Source organism: Mangrovimonas sp. sgz306409 (assembly GCF_059735265.1).
The window spans coordinates 390,169-416,165 of the sequence record NZ_JCAPEU010000002.1 but is presented as its reverse complement, the minus strand read 5'-3'; the positions used below and the strand labels follow the sequence as shown (position 1 = coordinate 416,165).

Annotated in this window: 25 protein-coding genes; 7 read left to right on the top strand and 18 right to left on the bottom strand. The window is 35.1% G+C overall.

Going from position 1 to position 25,997, the window contains the following annotated elements:
• The first annotated feature begins 87 nt into the window (after window positions 1-87).
• The 7 genes from proC to AC6I5C_RS05190 all read left to right on the top strand — a co-directional run bounded on the left by proC (window position 88) and on the right by AC6I5C_RS05190 (window position 5,929).
• Window positions 88-894, top strand: a complete 807-nt coding sequence (proC, locus tag AC6I5C_RS05220; protein WP_497904248.1) for a pyrroline-5-carboxylate reductase — start codon at window positions 88-90, stop codon at window positions 892-894.
• Window position 895: 1 nt separating this feature from the next.
• Window positions 896-1,669 (top strand): glutamate 5-kinase, encoded by a 774-nt coding sequence (proB, locus tag AC6I5C_RS05215; protein ID WP_497904247.1) that lies wholly within the window; start codon window positions 896-898, stop codon window positions 1,667-1,669.
• A gap of 11 nt (window positions 1,670-1,680) precedes the next feature.
• Window positions 1,681-2,880 carry a glutamate-5-semialdehyde dehydrogenase gene (locus AC6I5C_RS05210; RefSeq protein WP_497904246.1) on the top strand — a complete coding sequence of 400 codons (1,200 nt, stop codon included), beginning with the start codon at window positions 1,681-1,683 and terminating at the stop codon, window positions 2,878-2,880.
• 142 nt (window positions 2,881-3,022) lie between these two features.
• Window positions 3,023-3,397, top strand: a complete 375-nt coding sequence (locus AC6I5C_RS05205) for a hypothetical protein (protein ID WP_497904245.1) — start codon at window positions 3,023-3,025, stop codon at window positions 3,395-3,397.
• Window positions 3,398-3,476: 79 nt separating this feature from the next.
• Window positions 3,477-4,340 carry a sigma-70 family RNA polymerase sigma factor gene (locus tag AC6I5C_RS05200; RefSeq protein ID WP_053976055.1) on the top strand — a complete coding sequence of 288 codons (864 nt, stop codon included), beginning with the start codon at window positions 3,477-3,479 and terminating at the stop codon, window positions 4,338-4,340.
• 146 nt (window positions 4,341-4,486) lie between these two features.
• Complete coding sequence (gene rpe / locus AC6I5C_RS05195; protein WP_497904244.1) at window positions 4,487-5,149, top strand: ribulose-phosphate 3-epimerase; 663 nt, start codon at window positions 4,487-4,489, stop codon at window positions 5,147-5,149.
• 198 nt (window positions 5,150-5,347) lie between these two features.
• Window positions 5,348-5,929 carry a porin family protein gene (locus tag AC6I5C_RS05190; RefSeq protein ID WP_497904243.1) on the top strand — a complete coding sequence of 194 codons (582 nt, stop codon included), beginning with the start codon at window positions 5,348-5,350 and terminating at the stop codon, window positions 5,927-5,929.
• Between the two features lie 160 nt (window positions 5,930-6,089).
• Here the strand turns inward: AC6I5C_RS05190 and AC6I5C_RS05185 are convergent, their stop codons facing one another.
• From AC6I5C_RS05185 to AC6I5C_RS05100, 18 genes are all read right to left on the bottom strand, one after another.
• Entirely contained in the window at window positions 6,090-8,441 is a 2,352-nt protein-coding gene (locus AC6I5C_RS05185) for a GumC family protein (RefSeq protein WP_497904242.1), read from the bottom strand.
• A 7-nt stretch (window positions 8,442-8,448) separates the two neighbouring features.
• Window positions 8,449-9,213 carry a polysaccharide biosynthesis/export family protein gene (locus tag AC6I5C_RS05180; protein WP_497904241.1) on the bottom strand — a complete coding sequence of 255 codons (765 nt, stop codon included), beginning with the start codon at window positions 9,211-9,213 and terminating at the stop codon, window positions 8,449-8,451.
• Window positions 9,214-9,347: 134 nt separating this feature from the next.
• Window positions 9,348-10,466: a glycosyltransferase family 4 protein gene (locus AC6I5C_RS05175; protein WP_497904240.1), complete on the bottom strand. Its 1,119-nt coding sequence runs from the start codon at window positions 10,464-10,466 to the stop codon at window positions 9,348-9,350.
• Window positions 10,467-10,736: 270 nt separating this feature from the next.
• On the bottom strand, window positions 10,737-11,501 hold the full coding sequence (locus tag AC6I5C_RS05170; protein ID WP_497904239.1) for a glycosyltransferase family 2 protein: 765 nt from the start codon (window positions 11,499-11,501) through the stop codon (window positions 10,737-10,739).
• Window positions 11,502-12,050 carry a WcaF family extracellular polysaccharide biosynthesis acetyltransferase gene (locus tag AC6I5C_RS05165; protein ID WP_497904238.1) on the bottom strand — a complete coding sequence of 183 codons (549 nt, stop codon included), beginning with the start codon at window positions 12,048-12,050 and terminating at the stop codon, window positions 11,502-11,504.
• On the bottom strand, window positions 12,051-12,995 hold the full coding sequence (locus AC6I5C_RS05160; RefSeq protein WP_497904237.1) for a UDP-glucuronic acid decarboxylase family protein: 945 nt from the start codon (window positions 12,993-12,995) through the stop codon (window positions 12,051-12,053).
• 9 nt (window positions 12,996-13,004) lie between these two features.
• The gene (locus AC6I5C_RS05155; RefSeq protein ID WP_497904236.1) at window positions 13,005-14,153 is read right to left on the bottom strand and encodes a glycosyltransferase; all 1,149 of its coding nucleotides are present in this window, start codon (window positions 14,151-14,153) and stop codon (window positions 13,005-13,007) included.
• Between the two features lie 10 nt (window positions 14,154-14,163).
• Window positions 14,164-15,147 carry a glycosyltransferase family 4 protein gene (locus AC6I5C_RS05150; RefSeq protein ID WP_497904235.1) on the bottom strand — a complete coding sequence of 328 codons (984 nt, stop codon included), beginning with the start codon at window positions 15,145-15,147 and terminating at the stop codon, window positions 14,164-14,166.
• Window positions 15,131-16,396: a hypothetical protein gene (locus tag AC6I5C_RS05145; RefSeq protein ID WP_497904234.1), complete on the bottom strand. Its 1,266-nt coding sequence runs from the start codon at window positions 16,394-16,396 to the stop codon at window positions 15,131-15,133. The genes AC6I5C_RS05150 and AC6I5C_RS05145 overlap by 17 nt, the downstream gene beginning before the upstream one ends.
• Before the next feature lie 32 nt (window positions 16,397-16,428).
• Window positions 16,429-17,610: a glycosyltransferase family 4 protein gene (locus AC6I5C_RS05140; protein WP_497904233.1), complete on the bottom strand. Its 1,182-nt coding sequence runs from the start codon at window positions 17,608-17,610 to the stop codon at window positions 16,429-16,431.
• Between the two features lie 5 nt (window positions 17,611-17,615).
• Window positions 17,616-18,863: a glycosyltransferase family protein gene (locus AC6I5C_RS05135; protein ID WP_497904232.1), complete on the bottom strand. Its 1,248-nt coding sequence runs from the start codon at window positions 18,861-18,863 to the stop codon at window positions 17,616-17,618.
• A 4-nt stretch (window positions 18,864-18,867) separates the two neighbouring features.
• Complete coding sequence (locus AC6I5C_RS05130) at window positions 18,868-20,139, bottom strand: glycosyltransferase family protein (protein ID WP_497904231.1); 1,272 nt, start codon at window positions 20,137-20,139, stop codon at window positions 18,868-18,870.
• Between the two features lie 136 nt (window positions 20,140-20,275).
• Complete coding sequence (locus AC6I5C_RS05125) at window positions 20,276-21,253, bottom strand: glycosyltransferase family 2 protein (protein WP_497904230.1); 978 nt, start codon at window positions 21,251-21,253, stop codon at window positions 20,276-20,278.
• Window positions 21,254-21,257: 4 nt separating this feature from the next.
• Complete coding sequence (locus tag AC6I5C_RS05120) at window positions 21,258-21,815, bottom strand: acyltransferase (protein WP_497904229.1); 558 nt, start codon at window positions 21,813-21,815, stop codon at window positions 21,258-21,260.
• 94 nt (window positions 21,816-21,909) lie between these two features.
• Window positions 21,910-22,785, bottom strand: coding sequence for a glycosyltransferase family 2 protein (locus tag AC6I5C_RS05115; protein WP_497904228.1), 876 nt, complete (start codon window positions 22,783-22,785; stop codon window positions 21,910-21,912).
• A 37-nt stretch (window positions 22,786-22,822) separates the two neighbouring features.
• A complete protein-coding gene (locus tag AC6I5C_RS05110) occupies window positions 22,823-23,743 on the bottom strand; it encodes a beta-1,6-N-acetylglucosaminyltransferase (protein ID WP_497904227.1) in 921 nt (306 codons plus the stop codon).
• 114 nt (window positions 23,744-23,857) lie between these two features.
• On the bottom strand, window positions 23,858-24,832 hold the full coding sequence (locus tag AC6I5C_RS05105) for a sulfotransferase domain-containing protein (RefSeq protein WP_497904226.1): 975 nt from the start codon (window positions 24,830-24,832) through the stop codon (window positions 23,858-23,860).
• Window positions 24,833-24,836: 4 nt separating this feature from the next.
• A complete protein-coding gene (locus AC6I5C_RS05100; RefSeq protein ID WP_497904225.1) occupies window positions 24,837-25,997 on the bottom strand; it encodes a glycosyltransferase family 4 protein in 1,161 nt (386 codons plus the stop codon).

The window sequence follows — 25,997 nt, the reverse complement described above, 5'->3', positions numbered from 1 at the left end:
TTTTTAAATCCATTATTTTTTTTGGCACTTCCGCATGGTCCTTGTGGCTATTTAGTCAAATAATATTGATAATCAATAACAAAACAAATGAAAGTATTAGTAATTGGAGCAGGAAACATGGGTTTAACTTATTCCGAAGGAATGGCGACCTCGCCTTTATTGGGAAAATACAAGCTTAACATCTATGACACTGACCCAAAAAAAATTACAACATTACAGAAAGACCCAAAATTCAAGGTGTATGACAGTCTGGAAGATTGCCTACCCAATGCAGACCTGGTTTTTATAGCCGTAAAGCCATATCACAGTGAAGCGCTTTTTGAGCAAATGAAACCAATGATCAATGACAGCCAAATATTTGTATCCCTAATGGCTGGTGTTACCATTGATTTTATAAAAGAACATCTAGGGATCTCAAAAGTGGTGAGAACCATGCCAAACCTTCCCGCAAAAGTAGGCAAAGGAGTTACCTCCTACACCGAATCTGAAGCAGTTTCAAAAGTAGAATTGATACTTGTAAGAAACCTTTTGGACACCACGGGAACATCTGTTCACGTAGATTCTGAAAAATATATAGATGCCTCAACTGGTATCTCGGGCAGTGGACCTGCATACGTATTTTATTTTATGCAATCCATGCTAGAGGCTGCCCAAAAAATGGGCTTTTCAGATTACGATTCCAAAGTTTTGGTGAGCAACACCTTTGAGGGTGCCATCGAACTTTTCAATCAGTCTAATTTGTCCCCTGAAGGATGGATTGACCGAGTAGCTTCAAAAGGAGGTACCACCCAGGCGGCTATTGATTCTATGGAAGACAATAATGTAAAACAATTGATACAAGATGCCGCATATGCAGCATTTAATCGTGCAATTGAATTAGGAAAGGAGCATTAAGATGGAAGATATAAAAAGAGTCGTTGTAAAAGTAGGAACCAATGTTCTCACCAACAAAGACAATAGAATTCTAGGCCCAATTTTAAGAGAATTGGTTCGCCAAATTTCGGTATTATATGAACGTGACATCATGGTTATCCTGGTATCATCAGGATCTGCCATTGCAGGAAAAGAGGTTTTAGGAGATACCAAAATCTCAGAACCCTCTATAAGGCGCCAAGTATATTCCTCCGTTGGGCAACCACGAATGATGCGCCATTACTATAATTTATTTAATGATTACGGAATGCGTTGTGCCCAAGTTTTGGCAACCAAAAGAGATTTTGATCCTGGAAAACACAGAGAGAATATGATCAACTGCTATGAAGGGTTGCTCTCCGAAGGTGTGATTCCTATCGCCAATGAAGATGATGCCGTATCCTTGACCATGTCCATGTTTACAGACAACGATGAATTGGCAAGCTTGGTGGCCGAACTTTTAGATGCTGATAGACTGATTATTCTTTCGGACACCGATGGATTGTTTACAGGGCATCCTGATGATGAAAACTCTAAAAAATTAAATGAAGTTACCGTAGATCAAGACGTCGAAAAATACGTCAAGGCCTCCAATAAAAAAGAAGGTGAAGGCCGAGGAGGCATGGCTTCAAAATTGCGAATTGCCAAGGGCACTGCCAAGAAAGACATTCCCACATACATTGCCAATGGTAAACGTGAAAATGTGATAGTCGATATTATAGACGACAAAGAAGTGGGAACAAAATTCATTCACTAAAAACAAAACACATGAAACTTTTAAGTTCTGATATAAAAAACAAAGTTCTCGATTCCATGATTACAATTATTGACAGGAAACGTGAACAAATTTTGGAAGCAAACAAGAAAGACCTTGATGCTTTCAACAAAGATGACCAAGCCCTTTATGATCGTTTGGTAGTGGACAACCACAAAATAAACGGCATGATAAAAGCCATACAGGAGGTAAGAAACCAAGAAGATCCGGTTGGCAAAACCATATCTGACCTCACTTTGGAAAGTGGCTTAAAAATAACCAATAAAACGGCTCCCTTTGGAACCATTTTAATCATTTATGAATCCAGACCAGATGTTACCATTGAAGCCGCTGTTTTGGCCTTTAAAGCCAATAACAAGATCCTACTTAAAGGAGGAAAAGAAGCCCTTAACAGTAATATGGTATTGGAGCAATGTTGGCATGAAGCCTTGGAGGAAAATGGTCTGAGCAAAGACTGGATCAAGTTACTGCACTTACAACGAGAAGAAACAAGAGAATTTCTGAAAAATCCAACAGAAAAATTAGACTTGATTGTTCCCAGAGGAGGTGAACGCCTCATTAAGTTTGTGAAGGATCACGCTACCTGTGCAGTTCTGGTAAGCGGCCGCGGGAACAACTTTTTGTATGTCGCAAAAGATGCCGACTGGAACAAAACAGTTAAGGTTATAGTTAATGCCAAGACCAATAAAATTTCGGGATGTAATGCCTTGGATAAAGTGCTTATCGACAAACACATTCCTGACTACGAAAATAAATTGTCAGAACTCCAAAAAGTCCTTTCAAGCTTAAATGTTGATATTGTTGTTGACGAAAACATCGCAAAAGTAATTGACAGTTCATCCATTATACCAAACGAAGAAACTTGGTATGAAGAATTTTTAGCCCTTAAGATTCTTTTGGCTGAAGTTGACAATGAAGAAATAGCCATTGAAATGATCAACAAATATTCCGGTGGACATTCAGCAGCAATTGTAACTGAAAGCAATGGAAATGCAGCTAAGTTCATGGAACAAGTTGACAGCGCTGCGGTATACCATAATGCCTCTACCAGATTTACCGATGGAGGACAAATGGGCGTTGGTGCCGAATTGGCTATTAGTACAGATAAGCTACATCACAGAGGGCCATTAGGACTCAAACAATTGGTGACAAACAAATACTATGTCTTTGGAGATGGGCATATAAGAGAATAGAATACAATCTTATCATTTCTCATGCTTAGCCCCAATGTAATATTGGGGCTTTTAATGTCATTTATTTATAAATCAAATAATTACTAATGTTAAACCCTCTTCAAAATTTGCATTTCTAGTTTTTTTTATTATATTGTTAGTTATGATTTATACAGACAAAGACAAATATTCAGAATTTTTAAATGATTCGGTTGATTACCTAAAGCAACATGGTTTCGTCAACATTAAAGCCGACCTAGAGGGATATGAATCCCCAAAGTCCTACGCCAAAGTAGGAAGTGACATCGTGATAACTCCAGACATAGTTGCAGAAAAAGAAGGCCGAAAACATATATTTGATATTGGGCTAAAATCTTCCAAACCCAATTTGTTAAAGTCCAAATGGTTATTCTTGAACACACTAAGCAACCTTAAATCACACAGATTCAGATTAATCACCACAAGAGGACACTATAAATTTACCAACGAAATGTTGGACGCCATCAACCTAAATGATAAAAAGTTGATAAAAATTTAAATCCTTGTAACATTTTATCGGGAACTTACGTATAACCACTTAGCAACTTTAAATTCACGCTTTAATTAGAGGATCTTAAATGAGACAACTTAAAATTACCAAGCAGGTTACCAATAGAGAAACTGCTTCATTAGACAAGTATTTGCAGGAGATAGGAAAGGTAGATTTGATTACTGCCGATGAAGAAGTAGAATTGGCTCAGCGCATCAAAGCAGGTGACCAAGTAGCTTTGGAAAAATTAACAAAAGCCAATTTGCGTTTTGTGGTTTCCGTAGCCAAGCAATATCAAAACCAAGGGTTAACCTTGCCCGATTTGATCAACGAAGGTAATTTAGGATTAATAAAAGCAGCTCAAAGGTTTGATGAAACCAGAGGTTTCAAATTTATCTCTTATGCTGTTTGGTGGATTCGTCAATCAATTCTTCAGGCTTTGGCCGAGCAATCAAGAATTGTTCGTTTGCCTTTGAACAAAATTGGTTCAATCAACAAAATCAACAAAACGTTTGCCTTTTTAGAACAAAGTCACGAACGTCCACCAAGTGCAGAAGAAATTGCCAAGGAATTGGATATGACCATCAATGACGTTAAGGAATCTATGAAGAATTCTGGTCGTCACGTAAGTATGGATGCCCCTTTGGTTGAAGGAGAAGATTCCAACCTTTATGATGTATTGAGAAGTGGAGAATCTCCAAATCCTGATAAAGATTTGTTGCACGAATCTTTACGTACTGAAATTGAGCGCGCTTTGGAAACCCTCACGCCACGTGAAGCAGATGTAATTCGTTTATACTTTGGATTAGGAGATCAACACCCAATGACTTTGGAAGAAATCGGTGAAACTTTTGATTTAACTAGAGAGAGAGTCCGTCAAATTAAAGAAAAAGCAATTCGTAGGTTGAAACATACGTCACGAAGCAAAATATTGAAAACATATTTAGGTTAGTAATTAGTGATAATTACGACTAAATTACGGTAACTAACAGTTACACATAACTGTTCGTTTTTTGATTGATGAAAGAACCCCCGGCTGATTACCGGGGGTTTATTTTTTTGACTACTTTTGCAAAAACTTTTATACACGTTAAAATCATGAGTTCTAAATTAATAGCGCCGTCTGTTTTGGCAGCCGATTTCGCCAATTTGCAGAGAGATATTGAAATGGTGAATAGCAGTGATGCCGATTGGTTTCATATTGATATTATGGATGGTGTCTTTGTTCCAAATATTTCCTTTGGAATGCCCGTTTTGGAAGCCATTGCAAGGCACGCAAAGAAAACAATCGATGTTCATTTAATGATTATCGATCCAGATAGATACATAAAGACTTTCGCTGAATTGGGAGCCAATAACCTTACCGTTCATTATGAAGCATGTACTCACTTACATAGAACACTTCAAGCTATTAAAGCTGAAGGAATGAAAGCGGGTGTGGCTTTAAACCCTCATACAAACATCAATGTTTTAGAAGACACTATTAATGATATTGATTTGGTATGTATTATGAGTGTAAACCCTGGATTTGGAGGGCAGAGTTTTATTGAGAACACCTACTCAAAAGTTAAACAATTAAAAGAATTAATTATTCGAAAAGGTGCAAATACAAAAATTGAAATTGACGGAGGTGTTACTAATAAAAATGCAAAAACATTGATTGACGCGGGAGCCGATGTTCTGGTGGCTGGCAGTTTTGTTTTTAGAAGTGATGATCCTATTTCTACTATTAAGAATTTGAAAACAACGACAAACAGTTAATATACATTAAAAGTTTATTATTAATCATTTTCTTAATAAACATTGCCCTTTCCATAGGTATATTTATTTTAAATCAGATAAAAAGGATTTTTTTGTATTTTCTCAAAGACATTACAATTTTTGCTATTTTTAAAAATAAATAGCTACCTTTATTCCTGCTTTTTACAGATTTTTAATACACTAGCAAACCAGACCATAATGAAACAAATCATTGTTATTTTTTTCCTATTCATAGGAATTTTCTCTGCAAATTCTCAGATAATGCGAGGTACTGCCTATGACCATTGGGCCGTAAGCTTGGGAATCAACTTCGTTGACAACGATGGAGAACGCTTCAAAAGTCCATTTAAAACTAAAGATTGGAATACGGACTTACCCATTATGTTTGGTGTTGAACGAAAATGGAGCGAATTATTTGGAACCGAATTAGCCATTTCCTTAAATAAAATTAGTGCAAGTAATCAACAAGATTATCTTAGAATAGATAAAAACTATGTTTATTTTGCATTAGACATCAACGGCAAATTCTTTTTCGACCACTTAATTTACGAGTCTCCTTTTAATGATTGGTTTGAATCTTATGTTATCTTAGGTGTAGGTGCTCCATTTTTTGAAAACGATAGTAATGTGACTTTAAATACAGGTTTAGGGTTTAATTTTTGGTTTGACAAACAGTTTGGTGTTCGTATACAAACCGTTGGAAAATTTGCAGCCGACACACAACCCATCAACAGTAATCACATTCAGCACTCGTTAACATTCTTATACCTTTGGTATTAATTATAGAGAGTAAGATAATAAAAAAAGCCTTCGATTAATCGAAGGCTTTTTTTATTATCACTAGAATTCCCTAAGAAATTACAAGACTATTTTTAATTCACCATTTCAACCTTAATAGGTTAGTAAGTATAGACACTTTAGAGAACAAGTCATTTTAAAATCAGGTAAAAACACGTTTATACCAAGGCAATTTTTCATTATATGCTTCATAACCGTAGCCATATCCATAGTTGTAGCCATACCCCTTGGATTTCAACCCTCCTACACCATTAAGGACATAATTCAAGTTTTTAAGCTTGTGGTCCCGATTGAGTTCCTTTGAAAAATCTAAAATATTCTTATCGGTATAGTTAGATCTTGTTACGTATAACGTTACATCCGAGTATTGAGAAATTAATAAAGTATCTGTTACCAATAATGTTGGTGCCGTATCAATAACAATATAATCATACGCCTTTTTCAATTCTTCCAACATAGTTTCAAAACGACCATTCACAAACAATTCAGAAGGGTTTGGAGGTATAGTCCCTGCCAGCAAAACACTGAAATTTTGCCTATTTACAATCTTAGGATGAATAATCAAATCCTTATAATCCATAGTAGTATCAAACAAATAATCGGATAAGCCCTTATCTGTTTTCTTCAATTTTAAATTATTATGTAATTGAGGGTTCCTTAAATCTGCACCAATAAGCAATACTTTATGATTTACACTAGCAAAAGCCAAGGCTAAATTAGTAGCAACAAAGGTCTTTCCTTCTCCCTTTATTGTCGAAGTTACATACACTATTTTTGCTGAGCTATCCTTTTTTCCTAATACGTAATTAACATTTGTAGTTAAAATTCTAAAGGATTCAGCCAACATACTTTTGTCATGTGCATTTAAAAATAACTTTTGATCCTCAACTAGAGGAATCTCTCCTACCACAGATATTCCAGGAACTTGTCTTTCCAACTGTGCCTTTCCATGAATTTTGGTATCCAAATAATTCACTCCGTAGATAATTCCAAAGGGCACTAACAGTCCAGCTAAAATAGCCATGATATAGATTTTCTTTCTATCAGGAGATATGGGTCCTGAAGTAGTCGCATTATCCAAAACCTTAATGGAATCAGCCGTGATCGCAAAATTGATAGCCGCCTCCTCTCGTTTCTGAAGTAAAAATAGATATAAAGTCTCCTTAATTGTTTGCTGACGTTCGATAGCCCTTAACAGCGTTTCCTTTTCTGGCACACTAGCAACCAAGCCCTTCGCTTCATTTTCTCTTTGCTTAAATTGTTCTTCAGTTACTTTAAGTTGATTTAAATAATTGTCTATGGACTCATTCAAGTTACTCCGTATCTTCAACAAATTATCCTCAACACCTATTACTATAGGATTTTCATTACCAGCACTTTTTATCAAATCATCTCGTTCTTGAACCAAAACATTGTATTGAGCAATCAAACCATTAGCACTAGCATTATTCAAACCAATACTTTCTGGCAACAAGTTAAAGCCCTGATCCGATAATAAAGATTCCTTCAAGAATCGAGCTAAAGCTTTTTGAGTTTCAACCCCAAATACTTCCATATCCGTTTCTGCCTTTAATCCCATACTAAATCCTGCGTCAGCTTCAATAGAAATCAAATTATGGCTTACTTTAAAATCTTCCTTTTCTTTCTCAATGGAATCCAATTCACTCGCTAAAAATACAAAACGGTCATCCACAAAATCCATGGTTCTCTTATGCACCAATTGCCTGTCTTGAATCCCATCCAAATTGAATTGCTCTACCACTTTGTTAATGATGTCCTCAGATTTTCGTTTATTAGTTCCCTCCAAACTAATCGTTAAAATATCACCACTATTGTTATGTTTTGCTATTTGAAGCCTCCAAGCCAATCCTCTTGCCACTGATTCGACAGATCCAAACTTCACTAAATACACATTACCAATATTCTTGGCCATTTCTGACTCTGACCTTGGAATAATCGAAAAAGGTATTCCGCTAGTTCCACCTTGAATTGCATACCCTTTCAAAACTGTATCAGGATATTTTTGTTGTTCATTAGTAACTAAATAACCATCACTTTTTACTTCAATTAAAAAAGACAATCCAGACAAAGACATATTGGGCATTTCTACAACTTTAAACAGAGCTGGCCATAATTCTGTATCTCGAAACTTTCCTATTTGAGTATAAGTCGTCGTTAAATTTAAATCTTCAACTACCTTGCTCAATAAACGCTTAGACTTGACAAGTTCCATATCATTATCTAGATTAATGGAAGAGCGTTTGAACACAAAAGCAGAAGACGGTAATTCCAATCCCTTACCTTCATCTAAAACTCTAATCTTTGCCGTTGTCCTATAAGTATCTGGCGTATACCGCGAATAAAAATAAGCTATTAAAACGGCAATAGCCATTGAAAACAAAAACCATGACCAATAGCTTAGATATTTCGTGAATTCCTCTTTAATATCAAACTTAGCGTCGCTATGAGTAGTTTGTGATGTTGAATTTGTCATTTAAAGTTTATCTAGATAATAACAATGCAAGGCTTATTGAAAAAGAAACAATCCCCAACAATGCACCAAGATCCCCAATGATTCCTGCCCTTTTTACTGCTGAATAATTTTGATCCACCACAATCACATCATTTTGCTTGATATAATAATACGGACTATTGAACCAACTTGTAGTTGTCATGTCTATATGGGCAACCTCGCGTACTCCTGAGACTTCTCTAATGATAACAATATCTTCCCTCACTCCTTTGATTGTCAAATCACCCGCCATTCCAAGAGCTTGTGTTAACGTGATACTTTGCTCATTAAAAGAGTATATTCCCGGACTACCAACTTCTCCCAACACTGTGAATTTCCCGTTAATAATTCTTACACTAACCGTTGGAGACTTTAAATGACCTCCTTCAACTAGTAAACGGGTAATATGTTTTTCCAATTCAGTTGTCGTTTTATCACGGACATCTATATATCCTAATATAGGGAACAAAATTGTATACTCTGTTGACACGAGATAGGCATCCATATTGGCTTGATTTGAATTTCCTCCTCCAGATTGCGTTCCAGAATTGGCTTTTTTATTATAAGGCTCAGCAGCAACAGGATCTAAAGCACTAACGTTTATTTTCAACAAATCATTTACTTGAATCGTACTGTTTGGATATTCAAGAGATTTAGCAACCTCATCCACGTCTTGAAAGTATAATACCTGCTTTTTGGTCGCACAGGAAGATATGAGCAAACAAAGGATAAGTCCTTTGAGAAGTAGTTTCATTTAGTACTTTTTAGAATTATTAGGAAATGATAAACCTTTTTAGTTTATCCAGCACTTGTTTTCACAAACAAATATACCTACAATTTTAATACGCACCAAACGATAAGCTAGATAGAAAATTTCGATATTATGTTCTAAGAAAATTTAAATTTCAACTTGATCTGTCCCTTAATTTTTATCAATCTTAATCGCATGATACCCATATAAGCGACAGTTCCCAAGCTCATCAATAACACCAATTGCCAACCAATAGGTAAAAACATTACATTTACTGCAATAAGCACAATCATTAATGCTGTGACAGATATAATAAAAGTAGTCTGCCAATGCTTAAACCCATTGTTAATGATACGGTGATGTATATGGTTGTTATCTGGTTGAAAAGGACTTGTCTTTAAAATGAACATTCGTATACAGAATACTCTAAAGGTGTCAAATAATGGAAAAAACAATATCGCCAAAGCTAATACCGGAGCTGAACTACTGAAAGAGTTCGTTTCCTGTATTTGACTATACCAGATAAAGTTTACCGCCTGAAAAGCTAATAAAAAACCAATAATCATAGAGCCAGTATCTCCCATAAATATTTTTTGTCGGCTAGAAAAGTTATGTCTCAAGAAAGGCACCAAAGCTCCAACAGTGATAAAGGCAATTGCCGCTAAAACAAACTGCTCAGTAATACAGAAAAATATCCCAAAACATGTACTGGCCAACAATCCGATACACCCCGCCAATCCATCAATGCCATCGATTAGATTATACGCATTGATTATCAACACATAGACAAATAGTGTAAACAAAACAGACACCACATAAGGCAACTCTCCTATATCAATAATCCCAGAAAAGTTCATGATTCTTATATCCGTAATCAATATCACTACTAAAGAACTAAATATTTGTCCAATAAACTTTTTACGAGGAGACAAAACCAACAAATCGTCCTTAATTCCCAAAAAGAACAAGACTATCAACCCCGCCAAAAGCGTTAAAATTTTATTATCATATAGCATGCTCCCCAATAAAGAAAGCACTACGGAAATCCCCAAAAATATGCCAACCCCCCCAAGTGTTGGTATTCCTTTGTTATGTACACTTCTAATTCCAGGCTCATCTACCAAGTGTTTTGTCTTAGCCACGTGAATAACTACTGGTAATGCAGAAAATGAAATGATAAATGCCAAAAAACTAGGAACTAGCAACCATAAGTACACATATTCGCCCCTAAAAAAATTGTAAATAATCGGATTCATGGTTGTTAAGATAATTGTTAATAGCTGTAATCAAGGTAGACAAAAATACAACTTTCAAATTAGTAATCTTTAGATTTCATACATAATAACTTTTTTTTTATAATTATTTAATATTCAGCCTTCTAATGAATATTTTTCTCAATTTTTCGAATAAAAAAAAGTGAAAATTTCATTTCACCTTTTTAGGGAAAATTTACTATTTTATTATTAAAAAACCTAAGTATCAAACTGTTAACAACATTACATTATCTCATAAAAATCCTCCCGGAATCAGCTTACCTCCTTTCTAAAAAACTGAGGAATCTTAGAAAAATTTTTAAGGACCAATGCCCAAATCGGATAGTTAAGTTTATTAATTTTTAGTGCTTTGTAATCTTCCTTAGATTTTGTTACAATATTTCTTAAACTTCTATTACTAGCCCCTCCGACTCTCATTTTTGTAATCACTTCTGGCAAGAAATTAAAGCTAAGTGAGGCGTCGCTAAATATACGCAGCATCATGTCATAATCAGCAGCGATTTTGAAACCCATATTAAAAAGACCATGGCTCTTGTAAACCTCCCTTTTTAAAAATACCGTAGGGTGGGCAGGCATCCATCCCAGATTCAAAAGCTTTCTAGTAAAAGGCCGACTTTTCCAATGCCTTACAATTTTATTGGAATCCTTAGAATTTACATAATCCAAATTACCATAAACACCATCAACCTGTCCTTTATTAAATTCTTCCATAATATTTTTGATTGTTTGGGCGGAATTAAAAAAATCATCTGAATGCAAAAAGCCAACAACATCCCCTGTTGCGGCTTTAATTCCCTTATTCAAGGCATCATATATCCCTTTATCAGATTCTGAAATTAATACGATATTATTATGCTGTTGCTTGTAAGAATTAACAATGGACAAGGTATTATCTGAAGAAGCACCGTCAATAATAACATACTCAATATTTGGGTATTCTTGAGATAAGACCGATTTTATACATCCCTCAATAGTTGCTTCGCTATTATAGGTTGCCGTAATAATGGATACTTTCATTTACTCAATTATTCTTTTTCTAAGCAATACAGCAGGGTTACCTTGATAAATCCCAAAAGATTCCAAATCCTTTGTCGTCACGGAATTCACTGAGAGAACACTATGCTCTTTCAAAACTACTCCGGGACATACGATAGATTTAGCACCTACCCAGGCACCGTTTTCAACCGTAATATCACCTATAATCAAATCGAAAGAAGCTTTTTTGTAATTATGGTTGCCGCATAACAGCATTGCTTCTTGAGATATACATACATGACTTCCAATAGCCACTTCTGCCAAATTATCAATCCAAACCTTTTCACCAATCCAGGAAAAATCACCAATTTTCAATTTCCAAGGGTATTTTATATTAACACCTGGTTTAATCACAACCCCTTTGCCTATTTGCGCTCCAAACATCCTTAAAAGGAAAACCTTCAAACCCGAAGACGGATTCAAAGGATTCACAAAAAACAATGCATTAACAATATACCAACTTAAACGCTTCAATGGGTTTCCAGGCTGATACCAATCGTTGTTATATGTTGACAAGTCTGTTTTCAACAACTAGGCCTCTTTTAAAAGTTGATCAAAATAGGCGATAGTCTTCACAAGTCCTGCTTCCAAATGTACCTTAGGTTCCCATCCATTCAATTCCTTTTGAGCTAAAGAAATGTCCGGTTTACGTTGCATGGGATCGTCTTTAGGCAATGGTAAATGAATTAACTTGGATTTTGAATTCGTTAATTTCAGTACCTTTTCGGCTAATTCCAACATGGTAAACTCTCCTGGATTCCCAATATTTACAGGCCCCATAAAACCATCCCTACTATTCATCATTCTAATAGTTCCTTCAACCAAATCATCTACATACTGAAAGGATCGCGTTTGAGTACCATCTCCAAAAATGGTGATATCCTCTCCCTTTAAAGCCTGAACAATAAAATTGGACACTACTCTACCATCATTTGGATTCATGTTAGGTCCGTATGTATTGAAAATACGAATGATTTTAACGTCTACATCATTCTGAATATGATAATCCATAAACAAAGTTTCCGCACAACGTTTTCCTTCATCATAACAAGAACGCAATCCAATAGGATTCACATTTCCCCAATAGGATTCCGGCTGAGGATGCACCGAAGGATCGCCATACACCTCACTAGTAGATGCCTGCAAAATTCTGGCCTTAACACGTTTTGCCAAGCCCAGCATATTGATGGCGCCCATCACTGACGTTTTGATAGTCTTGATAGGGTTGTACTGATAATGTACTGGAGAGGCTGGACATGCCAAATTGTAAATTTCGTCCACTTCAATCATATAAGGTTGAGTTACATCATGACGTACTAATTCAAAGTAATGATGATCCATTAAATGTTCGATATTTTTCTTACTGCCTGTAAAATAATTATCCAAACAGATCACTTCGTTACCTTCATTAAGTAAACGTTCACATAAATGAGAGCCCACAAAGCCTGCACCTCCTGTTATCAAAATACGTTTCATCTATATTTTTTATTGGTTAAATAATTCTCTATTTGCTTTTAATATTTCTGGATTCTCAAAATAGTCCTTTGCAAACATAAAGGCTTTTTTTGATTTCTTATCAAAATCCTCCTGTGACATTTGAGCACAATATTCAATGACTCTTTTAAATTCAACTTTAGAATCTAATGAAATATCCCAACCAATCTCTGTTTTATTCAAATCTCTCCAAGGTGTTTGATCTGAAATGATCGTTAAGCAACCATTTTGCCAGGACTCTACAATAACATGACCGAAGTTCTCATTAAGGGTGGGTAACAGCAATGCATGCTGATCGCTTAAAACGGCATGCAAATTGGCATGTGGAACCGCTCCAACATATTCCACCTTTATATTTGATGGCATCATTCTTATCTCCTCTTGACATTCCTTCCAATATTCGGCATCATCAATAGGCCCAATAATAGTATATTCCACAGATAACCAAGAATCAATTTCCTTTAATAACCGTAATGCCTCCAATAAGTTCTTCTTAGGATGTATTCTAGATAGATAGAATAACTTTAAATTTTCTACATCCTTGGTCCTTGAAGCATAATCGATAGATCTTTGAGGTAGATTTGAAGCTATTTTACAACGGATTCCATTTCCAAATTTTTGGAAAATCTCCTTTTGTTCGCTAACGGCTGTTGCATGCCATATTACCTTTTTATGCCAACTCAATAATCGAAAACAATTCAAAAATATCTTCTTTTTTCTGGCCTTAATCTTTAAAGCACCTTCTCCCAACATTCCGCGAGGAGCCAAAACTACCTTAACGTTAGCCCATAAAGCAGCCCTTAACGGCAAAATTGAGAACTTGAATGAAAACAAAGAATTTAGATACACCAAATTGAAACTTTCGTTATTTAAAATTGACTTATAAAAACTATAGTTTTGATGCGCTTCATCCAAGTACATAATCCTGAAACAGCCCTTGTCCAAAATTCTGTTATATTCAATATTTGGATATGGAAGTGTATCTCCCAAATCTTTGTTTGAGGTTAGAATGGTAAACTGATATTCCTTGCCCAAATTTGCCACTAAGTTGTTAATGGACTGTATAGGCCCTCCAGCTTTATACCCTGGCAAAAACCAATCTGTAACTATTAAAACTTTCTTTTGTGGTTTGTCTTCCATTCCAACAAGCTTATAAACTTTGATACAAAGCTAGGTATTGCTTCGCAATTACATCCAACTGAAACCTCTTAACATTTTCTAATCCTGAAACAATTAAATTTTGTCTATAGACCTCGTCATCAAGGACCCTTTTCACACCTTCACGAATAGAGTTCACACTATTAGGATTCACTAAACAAGCTCCTGCGCCAGCAACTTCCTTCATCGCCCCCATGTTTGAAGTGATCACTGGACGACCAATTGCCTGGGCTTCAATTATTGGCATCCCAAACCCCTCATATGTGGAAGCAAACAACACTAGATCACTTTTTGTATAAGCATCCACAATCTCCTGATATGACACATTAAACTTATTACTATATTCAAAATCAAAAGATTTCAAAAGACTCAATTGTGACTCTGAGAGCAGCCCTATGATCAATAAAGTACAATTAAGTTCTTTTAAAGCTTCCAGGGTCCGTTCTAAATTTTTATTGGGTTTAGTTCCTAACAATAATATTTGAGGTTTGCGAACATTTAATTCCTTCGGAGTATAGCATAACTGAGAATTTACGGGGTTGTAAATCACCTGGATTTTGGAAGCTGCAAAAGGAATGACTTTTTTCAATTCTTCTTTGGAAAACTCTGATATGACAGTGATTTTTTTTACACATAATGCTGGCAACCAAAACCAAAACAATTTTATAATTTGTTGCTTTAACCAAACTCCTTTTATAATGGATTTTACATCATGAATGGTAAGCACGGTTTTATTTCCTGTTACCAAAGCCATATAATGCACATCTCCAGTAATGTGCACTATTTCCGTTTTATTCAAGGAAACCCCTTTTAAATTCTGGTCAATACCTTTTAATGATGCGCCAGCGTTTGGTAGTTTAAAAATTTGAACCCCTCTCTTTTGACCAATTACGGGAATTAGGGCTTTAAATAATTCTTCAATACTGTTGTATTGCGGAAGCTCTGCCCTAAAAATAAAATTAACTGTTTGTTTCATGAACCAATACCCATTTCCATTGTTTTTTAACAAACCAAAAAAACAAAAACACCACAATGGATGATTTTACGAAGTGGTTCAATACTACCACTAATTCGGTTTCCGCCTTAATAACCTGTAAAAAAATCAAGGGTATAAAAGCTATCAAAATAAGATTACTGTCAATTTTTTTTATAAATAATAACCACATTTGCACTAAAAACAATCCCCACAACCCCATAAACATTATACCTCCAGAAACGCCATAATTACCATAGGCTTCCCCTACAATACTAATTCCCATGGAAGTCCCACTTGAAATTTCCAAACCCGTAAACAACCGAAAGTTTTCCTGTCCTCCCGCCTCCTTTTTATTAGGGTTTAAAAATCTTGGCAAAACAGATGAATACACAGCTTCTGATATGGTTGCCCCCTCCAGAAACTGTTGATTAATCGGTATATGATTTAAAACCGAACTTATGATCCACCCTTGATTTAAACGAACATTATTATCTGGTTCTGTTGGACTTTGGGGAGCATCTTCTTCGCTATTCATAATTGCATCTACCATAAGCGAAACAAACAACTCCACCTTATTTCCTGAATAGCCACTCCAGACCTGTGCTCTGTATGCTGTCTTTATTGTTTGTAACGTTGTCAAAAAAAAAGCCCCTAAAGCAAAGATTAATACGATTGTTTTAACTTTTGGTTTAAATTTTAAAGCCCAAAACATGAAAAAGAATACCGACCATAAAATGAAGTCATGAAACATGGCCTTTGCCAGTGCCATTAAGAAAAGATATGCTATTGCCCCATAAAATATATTTTTCAAACGTTTATTTTCAGAAAAATAAAGGATGATAGCCCCTGCAAACTTAAAGTTGGATAGAATAAACGCAAAAAATCCTAGCGTACCAGGCAAAAAACCGCCTATTAAATCAAAAACAACCCCAATAGCAAAAATAGTTAATCCATATTTAGAATAATATTTTAGGTTTTCGACTTTAATATATTCCCCCTTGACTCTTTTCAAACGAAGCAAAATAATTGCCGCAAATACCCCAAAAGCTGGAACCACAAATGCCATATATTGCTCTTGGGGCACATACATAAAATACTTGTAATGCAACGATGGTGATGCATATTCAATTAGTGGTCCAACAATCCACTGCAACCCTGCAATGAATAACATTAATTCCAATATAGGAATTGTTTTTCCAAGCTGCTTGACAAAACGTAAAGCAACCAATAATACAACTCCTAAACCCACAAATGACCACATTCCCATATTTCTATACTCCCCTATCTCTTTTCATGTTCCCTTAACAACTCTCTTGCAATCGCCTCTACAATTTTATCAAAATTCCAATCCCTGATATAGTTTTCTGCATGCTTCCCCAATTCTTTTACTCGCTCACTATTTAATTCGACTAATAAGCTTTCTATTTCCTTTTCATTATTATAAGAAAACACATAACCATTTTGCCTGTGCTTTACCAAATCTGAATTACAGCCCACTTTATTACTCACAATAACTGGACGCCCTGATGCCATTGCTTCATTTACCGCCAAGCCCCATGTTTCTCCCGGTCCCTTGGAAGGCAAACACATAATATTCCCTAAACGATATAAAATTGGCATTTTACTTTGATTTTGAAACGGCAAAAATGTAACATGTCTATCATTCTCTGCCAAGTCTTTTAATTTATTTTCCAATGGGCCATGTCCAACCAGAACTAATTTCAATGGTTTTTCTCCCTGTAGATTTGCCTTTTGAAAAGCTTCCAATAAAAAATCAGGTTGCTTTTTTGCTTCAAATTTACCGGCGAATAAAATTACAATGTCATCTTCTGAAAACCCAAGTTCTTTTCTCCATTCCAAAGCTTTGATGTCATATTGATTAGTTTCAGAATCAGCAAATCTTGAATTATCAATGGCGTGGGGAGCAAAAACCAATTGGGGTTCCTTTACCCCATGCGCCTTAAAATATCGCTTGTTTTCGGCTCCTACATAAAACGCCTTGTCAATATGTTTATACACCCAGGTTAAATACAAGCGTCTTAAAACTGTTTTAATCCCTGAAGTTTCATCCAACAATGTTGAGTCTCCACGGAACCAAATTGGCACTTTCCCTTTAAAATAACGCATCACTTTAAAATGGCTTTTTAAATACCATCCAAATATTAAAATAGCGTCTGGATTCCATGTTTCTATTTTAGAAATAAGTTCTGGACAATCAATCCCATTTTTATGGTGAGAACCTGGGTCTTTGGATACATTTTCCACAAAATCAAATTCATAGCCCTCCAATAATGGAATATCCCAAGCGATGGTTTTTCCAAATGTTCTATCCTTTACTTCCTTAGCCGCTTGAGACCAAGTATAAAAAACTTTTAAAGCAATCCCTTCTCGTTCCGTCAAAAGTTTGAACCAGGGCGCATAATATTGTATTGGATGGGTACTAACTATAACTAGTCTTTTCATAAAACCTATTCTATCACCTGATTCATTACTTGCACTAAAACTCTAGCCGATTCTTTTGAGGAATACTGATTTAATTTGCTTAAATCTGGTTGCCAGACAACGTCCTGTTGAAATCGTTTTAAAATATCCATTATCTTTTCAGAAATTAGCTCCTTACTATCACCGTTTTTATAGGACATTAGAAAATTGTCAGCTTGTACATCTCTGAGCACTTGAACCGCCTGACTTTCTCCATGCAACGCAGAAAATAAAGGTCGTTCACTCAATAAACATTGATAGGTTTTTGAGGCTGTATAGTGCTTCTCCGTGCTTCCAAATAACATCACACGATTGGCTGCACCTAGATAATTTAAGATATATAAAAATGGTTGACGCTCCCGATGTTCGATGACAATGTCATCCAGACCATAATCTGCAGCATAAGCCGTAATACGTTTAGCAGGATAAGGCCCCGTACCTATAAAAAACAAGCGAATATTTGGATCCCAATTAGCATCTTTTTTTAGTTTGGCAATCGCTTTAAAAAACGCCTCCATAAACACATGGGAGTTTGGTAGAAATGCACCGGCATAAATCCATGGTTTGCAACCTGGTATATTATCCCAAGGCATGGCAATATCGTTTAGACTAATTTTATGATCGTTAGGATCAAAACCATACGGCATCCCCACATGGGCTGGTGGTGTTTTAAAATTCCGTTCAATCACCGGCCAGTAGTATGGCGTGGATACTCCCGTTATAAAAGCCGCCTTTTTCACTGCATATGGCTCTAGATTTCGAGCAACTAATTGACTTAACTTCGCTCGTGTATCGTTTTGATTGGTAATATTACGTACCCACGGATCGATATAATCAATCCCATAAGGAATTCCCGTTTTATCATGAATGATACGCCCCAACAACGCCGTATAAAACGACGGTATCGGAATCCAAATACAATCTATTTGTCTAGTCTTACAAAGTTCTAAAGCTTTTTTCTTTAAAAACGGAAAGGCACGTAAACCAATGTCCCCTATCAATCTCGGCTTTGTAACCCTATAAGCTTTAGTGAATATGACTTCAATATCTTTAGACACCGTTTTTGATATGACTGGATCTGGGGTCTCTTCGTAATACTGGGAATCTACTGTCAACAATAAGGGCCGCCACCCAAATTCCTTCAAATAATTTCCTATCAATCTTGGGCGTTGTACCCCAGCTAAATTCGCAGGAACCCAATGCGGATAGATTATTAAAACTGTTTTCAAATGCAACCTTCTATATTATTTGACCCCATATCTGGAGTAGTTTTTTTCCTTCTGTATCCCAACTCAATTGCCTCCCTGTATGGAAACGATTCGGTTTATTTTTTTTTATTTGTACATCCCTTGCTAAAATACTTAAAAGTGTATTTGTAATGCCATCCACAGTTTGATTACTCAACATTCCCAAGATTGGGTAGGCCTTCATAAACTGCTCCTGGGCCGGGGTATTTGTAGCCAAAACATACAAACCCGCTTGAGCATAGGTGATGATTTTATTAGATAAAGCTATTTCATTGTTTAAATCCTTACTAGGCTCTAAAGCTAACCCCACATCATATCCCTTTAATACCTGATGCAATTCCTTTTGGGACAAAGGTGGCAATAAACGAACAGAAATTAAAGTTTCATCTAGCTTTTGCATTAACGGTTCAATTAATTCGTTATTAAAATTCACATCCAACTCCCCTATCAAAGTAACATCCATTGGAGCTGATTCCTTTTTTGCCATCTTCAATAAAGCTTCAAAAAACTGTTCCAACCCCCTCCCATAACTAATTTTTTGACTGAACCAAACCAATTTCAGCGATCCACCTATATCTGTATGGTCATTCGGCATTTGAAATTCATTGGCATTAAAGCCATTCAAAATGACTTGGGTATTCTTTAAATTCCCTACCAAATCTAAGGTGTATTTGCCTATTAAAGGACTCGCAAATGTAACCGCCGTAGCTTTTGGCAATAATTCCTTCATTAAAAACTCTCGCCGTTTTATTTCATTTTTTGCATCAAAGGATATGGTTTCACCAGGATGATAATCTTCCACATCAAAAATAAAAGGCACCTCCAACATTCTGCTCAACCTATAAGCTGGATATAAAGCTCCTAAATTGTGCGCACAAATCAACTGTGGAATGTCCTTAAGATTTTTAGCAGCCTTAAAAAGTTGTATAGCCCGACGTGAGTTAGCCAAAGCATTCCACTTTAAATTAAATGACAGCCATCTTGATGTTTTCTTTGCTATTTTTTCTGAAAGCCCCCAATATACCCATTCAAGTTTCGAAGAGGGAATCGCTTCAATAGAAATTATTTCTAAATCCTCCTTGGCTTTGGTGCGAATGGCTTGTAATTCCGATAGCAAAACCTCTGTTTTACCGTCACTCCAATTGTTAAGTTTGAACATTACAACAAAAGCCTTACAACCTTGACCTAAAGCCAACTGCACTTCCTTAACCAAACGCGGATTAGTTGCTAAATTACTTGTAGTTAGAAATAATATATGTTTCAATTACTATTGTTCTTTAATGTTTTCATACACTCCCATACACTGTCTATACATTAAGTATGCTTTATCTATACACTAACGATACCTTACACCTTGGGTTCAATTTATTATTGAATCAATGTCTTAACATATCACCTCCCTATGATTTTAACATCTGCCGTCCATAAATAGCTATTGATTTTGCCACCTTCCAGCCAAAGACCGCTTTTATCGCTTCTATTAAGCGCCCCCCTAAAACAGGATTATAAGTACTACCTCCCAAATCATTAGCTTTCGAAAGAGCAACCTTAGAAACATCCTTAAACTCTGGCCACGCCTCTATCGCTACATGCTTGTATTGAGTTGCTATAGCTCTCTTAGCGGTTTCCGAATTGGTTATTTTAAAAAGATACTCCGCCTTTAATTCCGTGGCTAATAAATTACTTTCAATATGCCTACGTTCCTTTTGTGCCGCTATATTACTCCCTTTAATATACCTTCTATAATAATTTTTGACTTCGGGCACAAATACAATACCTTGACTTTGCAATCCTACCCTAGCAAAAAACTCACCATCTTGATCTTTTGATAAAGACTCATTCCATGGTCCAGCTCGTTGGATAAGCGCTCTAGGCGTCAACCACGCACTCGTTTGAATCATGTTCATTTTTGCATCTACTCCCCCCCAAAGCTTCATGAATAGTTCCTCTGGCTTATCGCTTGAAAACACATAGGTTTTATCTGTACAAATACCCTTTTCAGGTCTATCGTAAAAATGAACCGTATTACAAACCGCCAATTTATTCTGAACATCCTTTAAAGCTAATACTTGTTTTTCTATTTTGTCTGCACTTAGAATATCGTCGGCATCCAAATATTGTATATACTCTCCAGTGCTTAATTCAAATCCATAATTACGAGCTGCGCAGGCTCCCTTTCTTATATTCTTGACTATTTTCACCTTATCTGACTCATATGGTATTACTAATTCAAAAGAACCATCAGAAGAGCCATCATCCACAATGATAATCTCTACTTTTTTATAAGACTGACGTAATACAGATTGTAATGTTTCTTCAATAAATTTAAAGGAATTATATGAGGGTATTAATATAGAAACTAATGGATACTCCATCATTAAACTAAATATTTAGATATTTCTTTCGGTACGTCTTAAATTTTGCCTTTGGAATGTAGCCATGATATTTTTTCTCATATTCATAATTCACTACCAAATTAGGGTCTAATTTTTTAATGATTTTAGCTGGAACTCCCCCAATTACGCAATAACCTTCCGGGAAGGATTTAGTAACAACAGAACCGGCACCAACGATGGTGTGATCTCCTAATGTAACACCAGGCAAAACCATAGAATTCATTCCTATCCAACAATAACTGCCTATACGTGTTTCTGATGATATTAGCTCTCTGTGATCATAAATATTATGCCCCCCACTTAAAACACCTGAATTTTGGGCCACACCTGTATAATCTCCAAAAATCAATTTTCCTGTACCCTGGATATAAACTCCTCTTTGATAACCTGGACAGGTTCCAACTCCAACAATTATATTTTGCTCACCCACTACTCTGCTTGTATAATGCGTTGGCCAATATGCATTTTTATTATAACCTAGTAACTTTTGCTTGAACCACATATTAAATGTAATTGGGTAATTTGTATGTTCCCATGCTTTCAAAAAATGGAAATAAGGAAGTCTTGTTATTAGCCATACAAAAATCCTTAACGGATTTCTTAATATATGTAAAAATTTTTCCCTTGTAGGCCGCATTTTATAAAAATTTATATTTAAATGTTTTTAAAAAAGAAAAACCACTTGCCTTTTGCAACTCCATCAATTTCTTTACAGAATGATGCTTTCCTGCAGATAAAATATCAGACGCCTGTTCCCTTTTAACTTTCTTAATGGCCCTTACTTGGTCTACTGAATCTAAAGGACATTTTGAATCCTCCAATAATTCTAATGCTCTTACTTTATATTTGAAAGGTACATAAGGATCCGTCCGATTATCATTCATTTGCTGATCATCGTGTTCCCTATACCAAACTATTCCATATGGCATCAATACTACTGGAAATTGTTGAGATAGTAGATGCCATAGCTCAAAATCTCCCAAGTGCTGTTTACCAGAAAACTTACCAACGGCTTCAAATGCTTCTTTTTTTATTATAGCTGATAAAGGCGCCTTATGAAATATGTTTTGTCCAAAATAATGCCTCTTATACGCTTCCTCTTGATTTAATTGAAACGGATAAATTTGTTTCTTATCCTGATCTAATGAGCATAGACCATAGCCTGCTTCAGGAAACTGCTCCATATAATACACCAATTGCTCTAATCCATATGGATACATCATATCATCGGCATCTACATATTTTAGATACTTTCCTTTTGCATAAGACGCTGCTTGATTTCGATTAGGGTAATCACCTAAGTTGGTATCGTTGATAAAAACTCTAATTCTTTCGTCCCTTTTGGCATACGATTGAGCTATTTCAACAGACTTATCCTTGGAACAATCATCCACTATTATTAGCTCCCAATTTTGATAGGTAGAATTTATTATAGATTGAATGGCTTCTTCTATATATTTCTCTCTATTATAAACCGTCATTAAAACGGAGACCTTAGGGTTTTGTTTTTTCATAAGTAAGTTTTAACCGAATACTTAAAATTAAATAATCTTAACAAAACTTTATGTGTTTATCCAACTCGTCAAATATTAAATTATCTGTTACCTCGTCAAATTTTCTTGCAAATAATTTATTTGAAGGTTGACTAATTAATTCTTTCAGATCTGACACTTCAAATGTCACTGGCAACTTACAATTTTTTCTTGCCCAATTCACATAAGTTACAGGAGGTTGAATTTCTAAATCAAAATTTAATTTATTAAGATACATCACAATCGAGTTAAAAAAAAATTCGTCAGGCACATGGGAAGATGAAAAGAAATCAAATAGTGCCTTTTGTTCCTCTTTAATAAAATTATTTACTAAAGTTAAATTAGAAATATTCATTGCCCACCATTGTGAGCCACCATAATATTTCATGTTTAAATGTAACTTTCTTTTTACAAAAATAATTTTAAATAATTGTCTTGTTGATATTCTTCCTTTTAAGAAATGTTTCAATATTTCAATATTAAATCCTTTCAATAATAAGGCCTGCCCTCTTTCTGAATTTAAATTTATTCGATAATATTCTATTCTTTTATAAAAATCCGTCCAAGCTATTTCTGCCTCATGAATAGCCATAAAAATTTTATTCTCATTACTCCTAAAAAATGAATTAATATGGCATAACGATTTTATTGGGTAATCACTACCACTCAATAACACGCACATACCTTTACGATGATTATAAAGTGCGTTTTGAATCAAATTTATTGTGGCTCTTACAATACTAAAATCACCCCAAATGCAATTAACCCTTTCCTTTATCAAGAAAACATTATCATATGAAGTTAAAAATGAAAATTGACCTAAGTCACTTTTAAGATCTATGTGTATGTAAAAAAAAGAATCGGAATCACTAAGTGCTTTTATTTGCCTTTCCAACTGTCTTGGCGATTTATGAGCAAGAATTAGATATATTTTTGTCATTATATTTTTGATTTATATTTCAAAACTACTTAGCCTAGTCCTAGTATAAAACTATACCGTAATCTAAAAATATTTAATCTATTTTATTTTTGATAGATTTCAGTAGGACTCCAACTATTGCCTTTTCATAATTTTATTAATTACTTCCATTTTTGGCTTCCCTTCAAAATCATATAAGTTTTTAAATCCAAAAGAATCCAAGATAAATTCAGCAGATCTCAACTGCTCCTTTGAAAATTTATCTCTCCAATTGAATAACTCAAAAGTTTTATTAACTGAAGTTTTAGAAGGCGACTTAAACATCTTTTCCTCTTTAATATTGAATGATTCTTTTAATTCTAAATTAACATGCTTATAAACACGTTGTAATTGACTTTGCGGATCATTAACCCAATCTTCATAAAATGTAACAATAAGTCCATTTCCTTTAAATTGTTTTAGAGGAATAAAATTAATTATTGCCCAAATTAAAATTTGTTTATCAATAAAAGTACCTTCTTTTGAAACCTTCCTTATAAGTGCCTCGTATGGCTTTAAAAAATCGGAAACTAAAGCTTTTTGCTCTAAAAAATCTACGGGATCCTTCATCCAATTCCAATCTTTAGTTCTTTCCAAAGAAAGTGCTACTTCAAATGGATTTCGAATAAGAAGTATCGGATTAATTTGATTATTATCCTTACATATCTCAAAGGCCAATAAATTAGCGAAAACATCCTTTACCAAAATATTTTTATAACGGGTACTCCAAATACAACCTTTGCTTTCTTCAGCCCTTTTTTGATAAAATCTACCTTGAAATATCAGCTTGGCTAATTGCCTCAATTCTATATTTACATTCTCCTTATTTAAATATTTATGATGATGAAAACCAACATCACTTAACTCATAATAACCAGAATGAAAGGGTTCAAAAATCTCTCTAAAAGTCCCTTCTACATTAATTAAAGATGCAACCCAAGTTGTACCACTCCTCCCCGCTCCTATTAACCACACCGTTCTTTTATAATTAAAAGGATAATACCTACAAATTTCAGAAATTGCCAAACTCTTCAACCTTTCCTTTCTATTTTTCCATTTATAATCCTTCATTTCATTATAACTCTTTAAAAAATTCCAACTTTCGAATAAATTTCACCAAACCATTTGGCAAATACGGTCGGTTTAAAATTCCGCCCAATATTGTTGTGGTAAATATCTTTTCCTTATATGACATATTCAGAAGTAGGCTTTCATAATGTTCAGCATTTTGTCCTGGGTTAAACATTTCCAAAGCTTTTTTTCTAGCATTTGCTCCAATTTCCAAACGTTTTTTATCATCCGTTAATAATTCAATGGTTCTTTGAGAAAAAGCTGCAACCTCATTATTAGGTATTCTGTACCCTGTGACTCCCTGATCTATCAAATCTGGAATCCCACTAGGAATATCATTACAAATGGACACACAGCCAGACTTCATAGCTTCTACCACCACATTTGGCAACCCTTCCGACAAGGAGGGAAATAACAATACTTTAGCCTTTTGCATTTCTAAAAAGACCCCTTCATTATTTAATTGTCCTTTAAAATGCACTTGTTCTTCCCCCTTAAATTGTTCTTTTAGTTCTTTTAATAATTCCCCAGTGCCAACTAAGGTGAAGTTGACCTTCGGGAGCGCTTTCTTTATTAGTTTAAAAATATCATATAAATATTGTACTCCCTTACGTTGGTTAAAACTTCCTACAAATAATAAATCTACAGCTTTATCCAGTCCCTTATTCACATGTTGTTCTGGAACGGGATAATACTGCAGGACTACCTTATGCTTATGCCCCTCGGACAACAATTCTTGAAGTTTCTTTTCAGTGAACAAGCTATATGAAATAACGAGATCTATAATCCCATAGTGCTGTTGTACCAAATTATAATAATATTTAAAATCGCCGTGAATAATATAGGCCAGTGGATTGGGCAATTTTAACAATTCTACCATTCGCAATTCCAATCCATCATTAGCCACTAAAATAGCCTCAGTGGATGCCACATGTTTATATAAGCGTTTTACAATGGCATATAAATTTTCGTATTTACTATACGTAAATAGGATCTGTTTCTCCACATTAAAATCATCTTTAATATGCATAGCGTCACGTTCTATTTGCCTTGCAAAAATAACCTTATACCGAATATTACTTTTAGGTCTGTACTTTAAAAGGTTTCGGACAATTGAGGTTACGCCGGCATCTACATCTGGTAAAAAATAGATTATTTCTTTCAT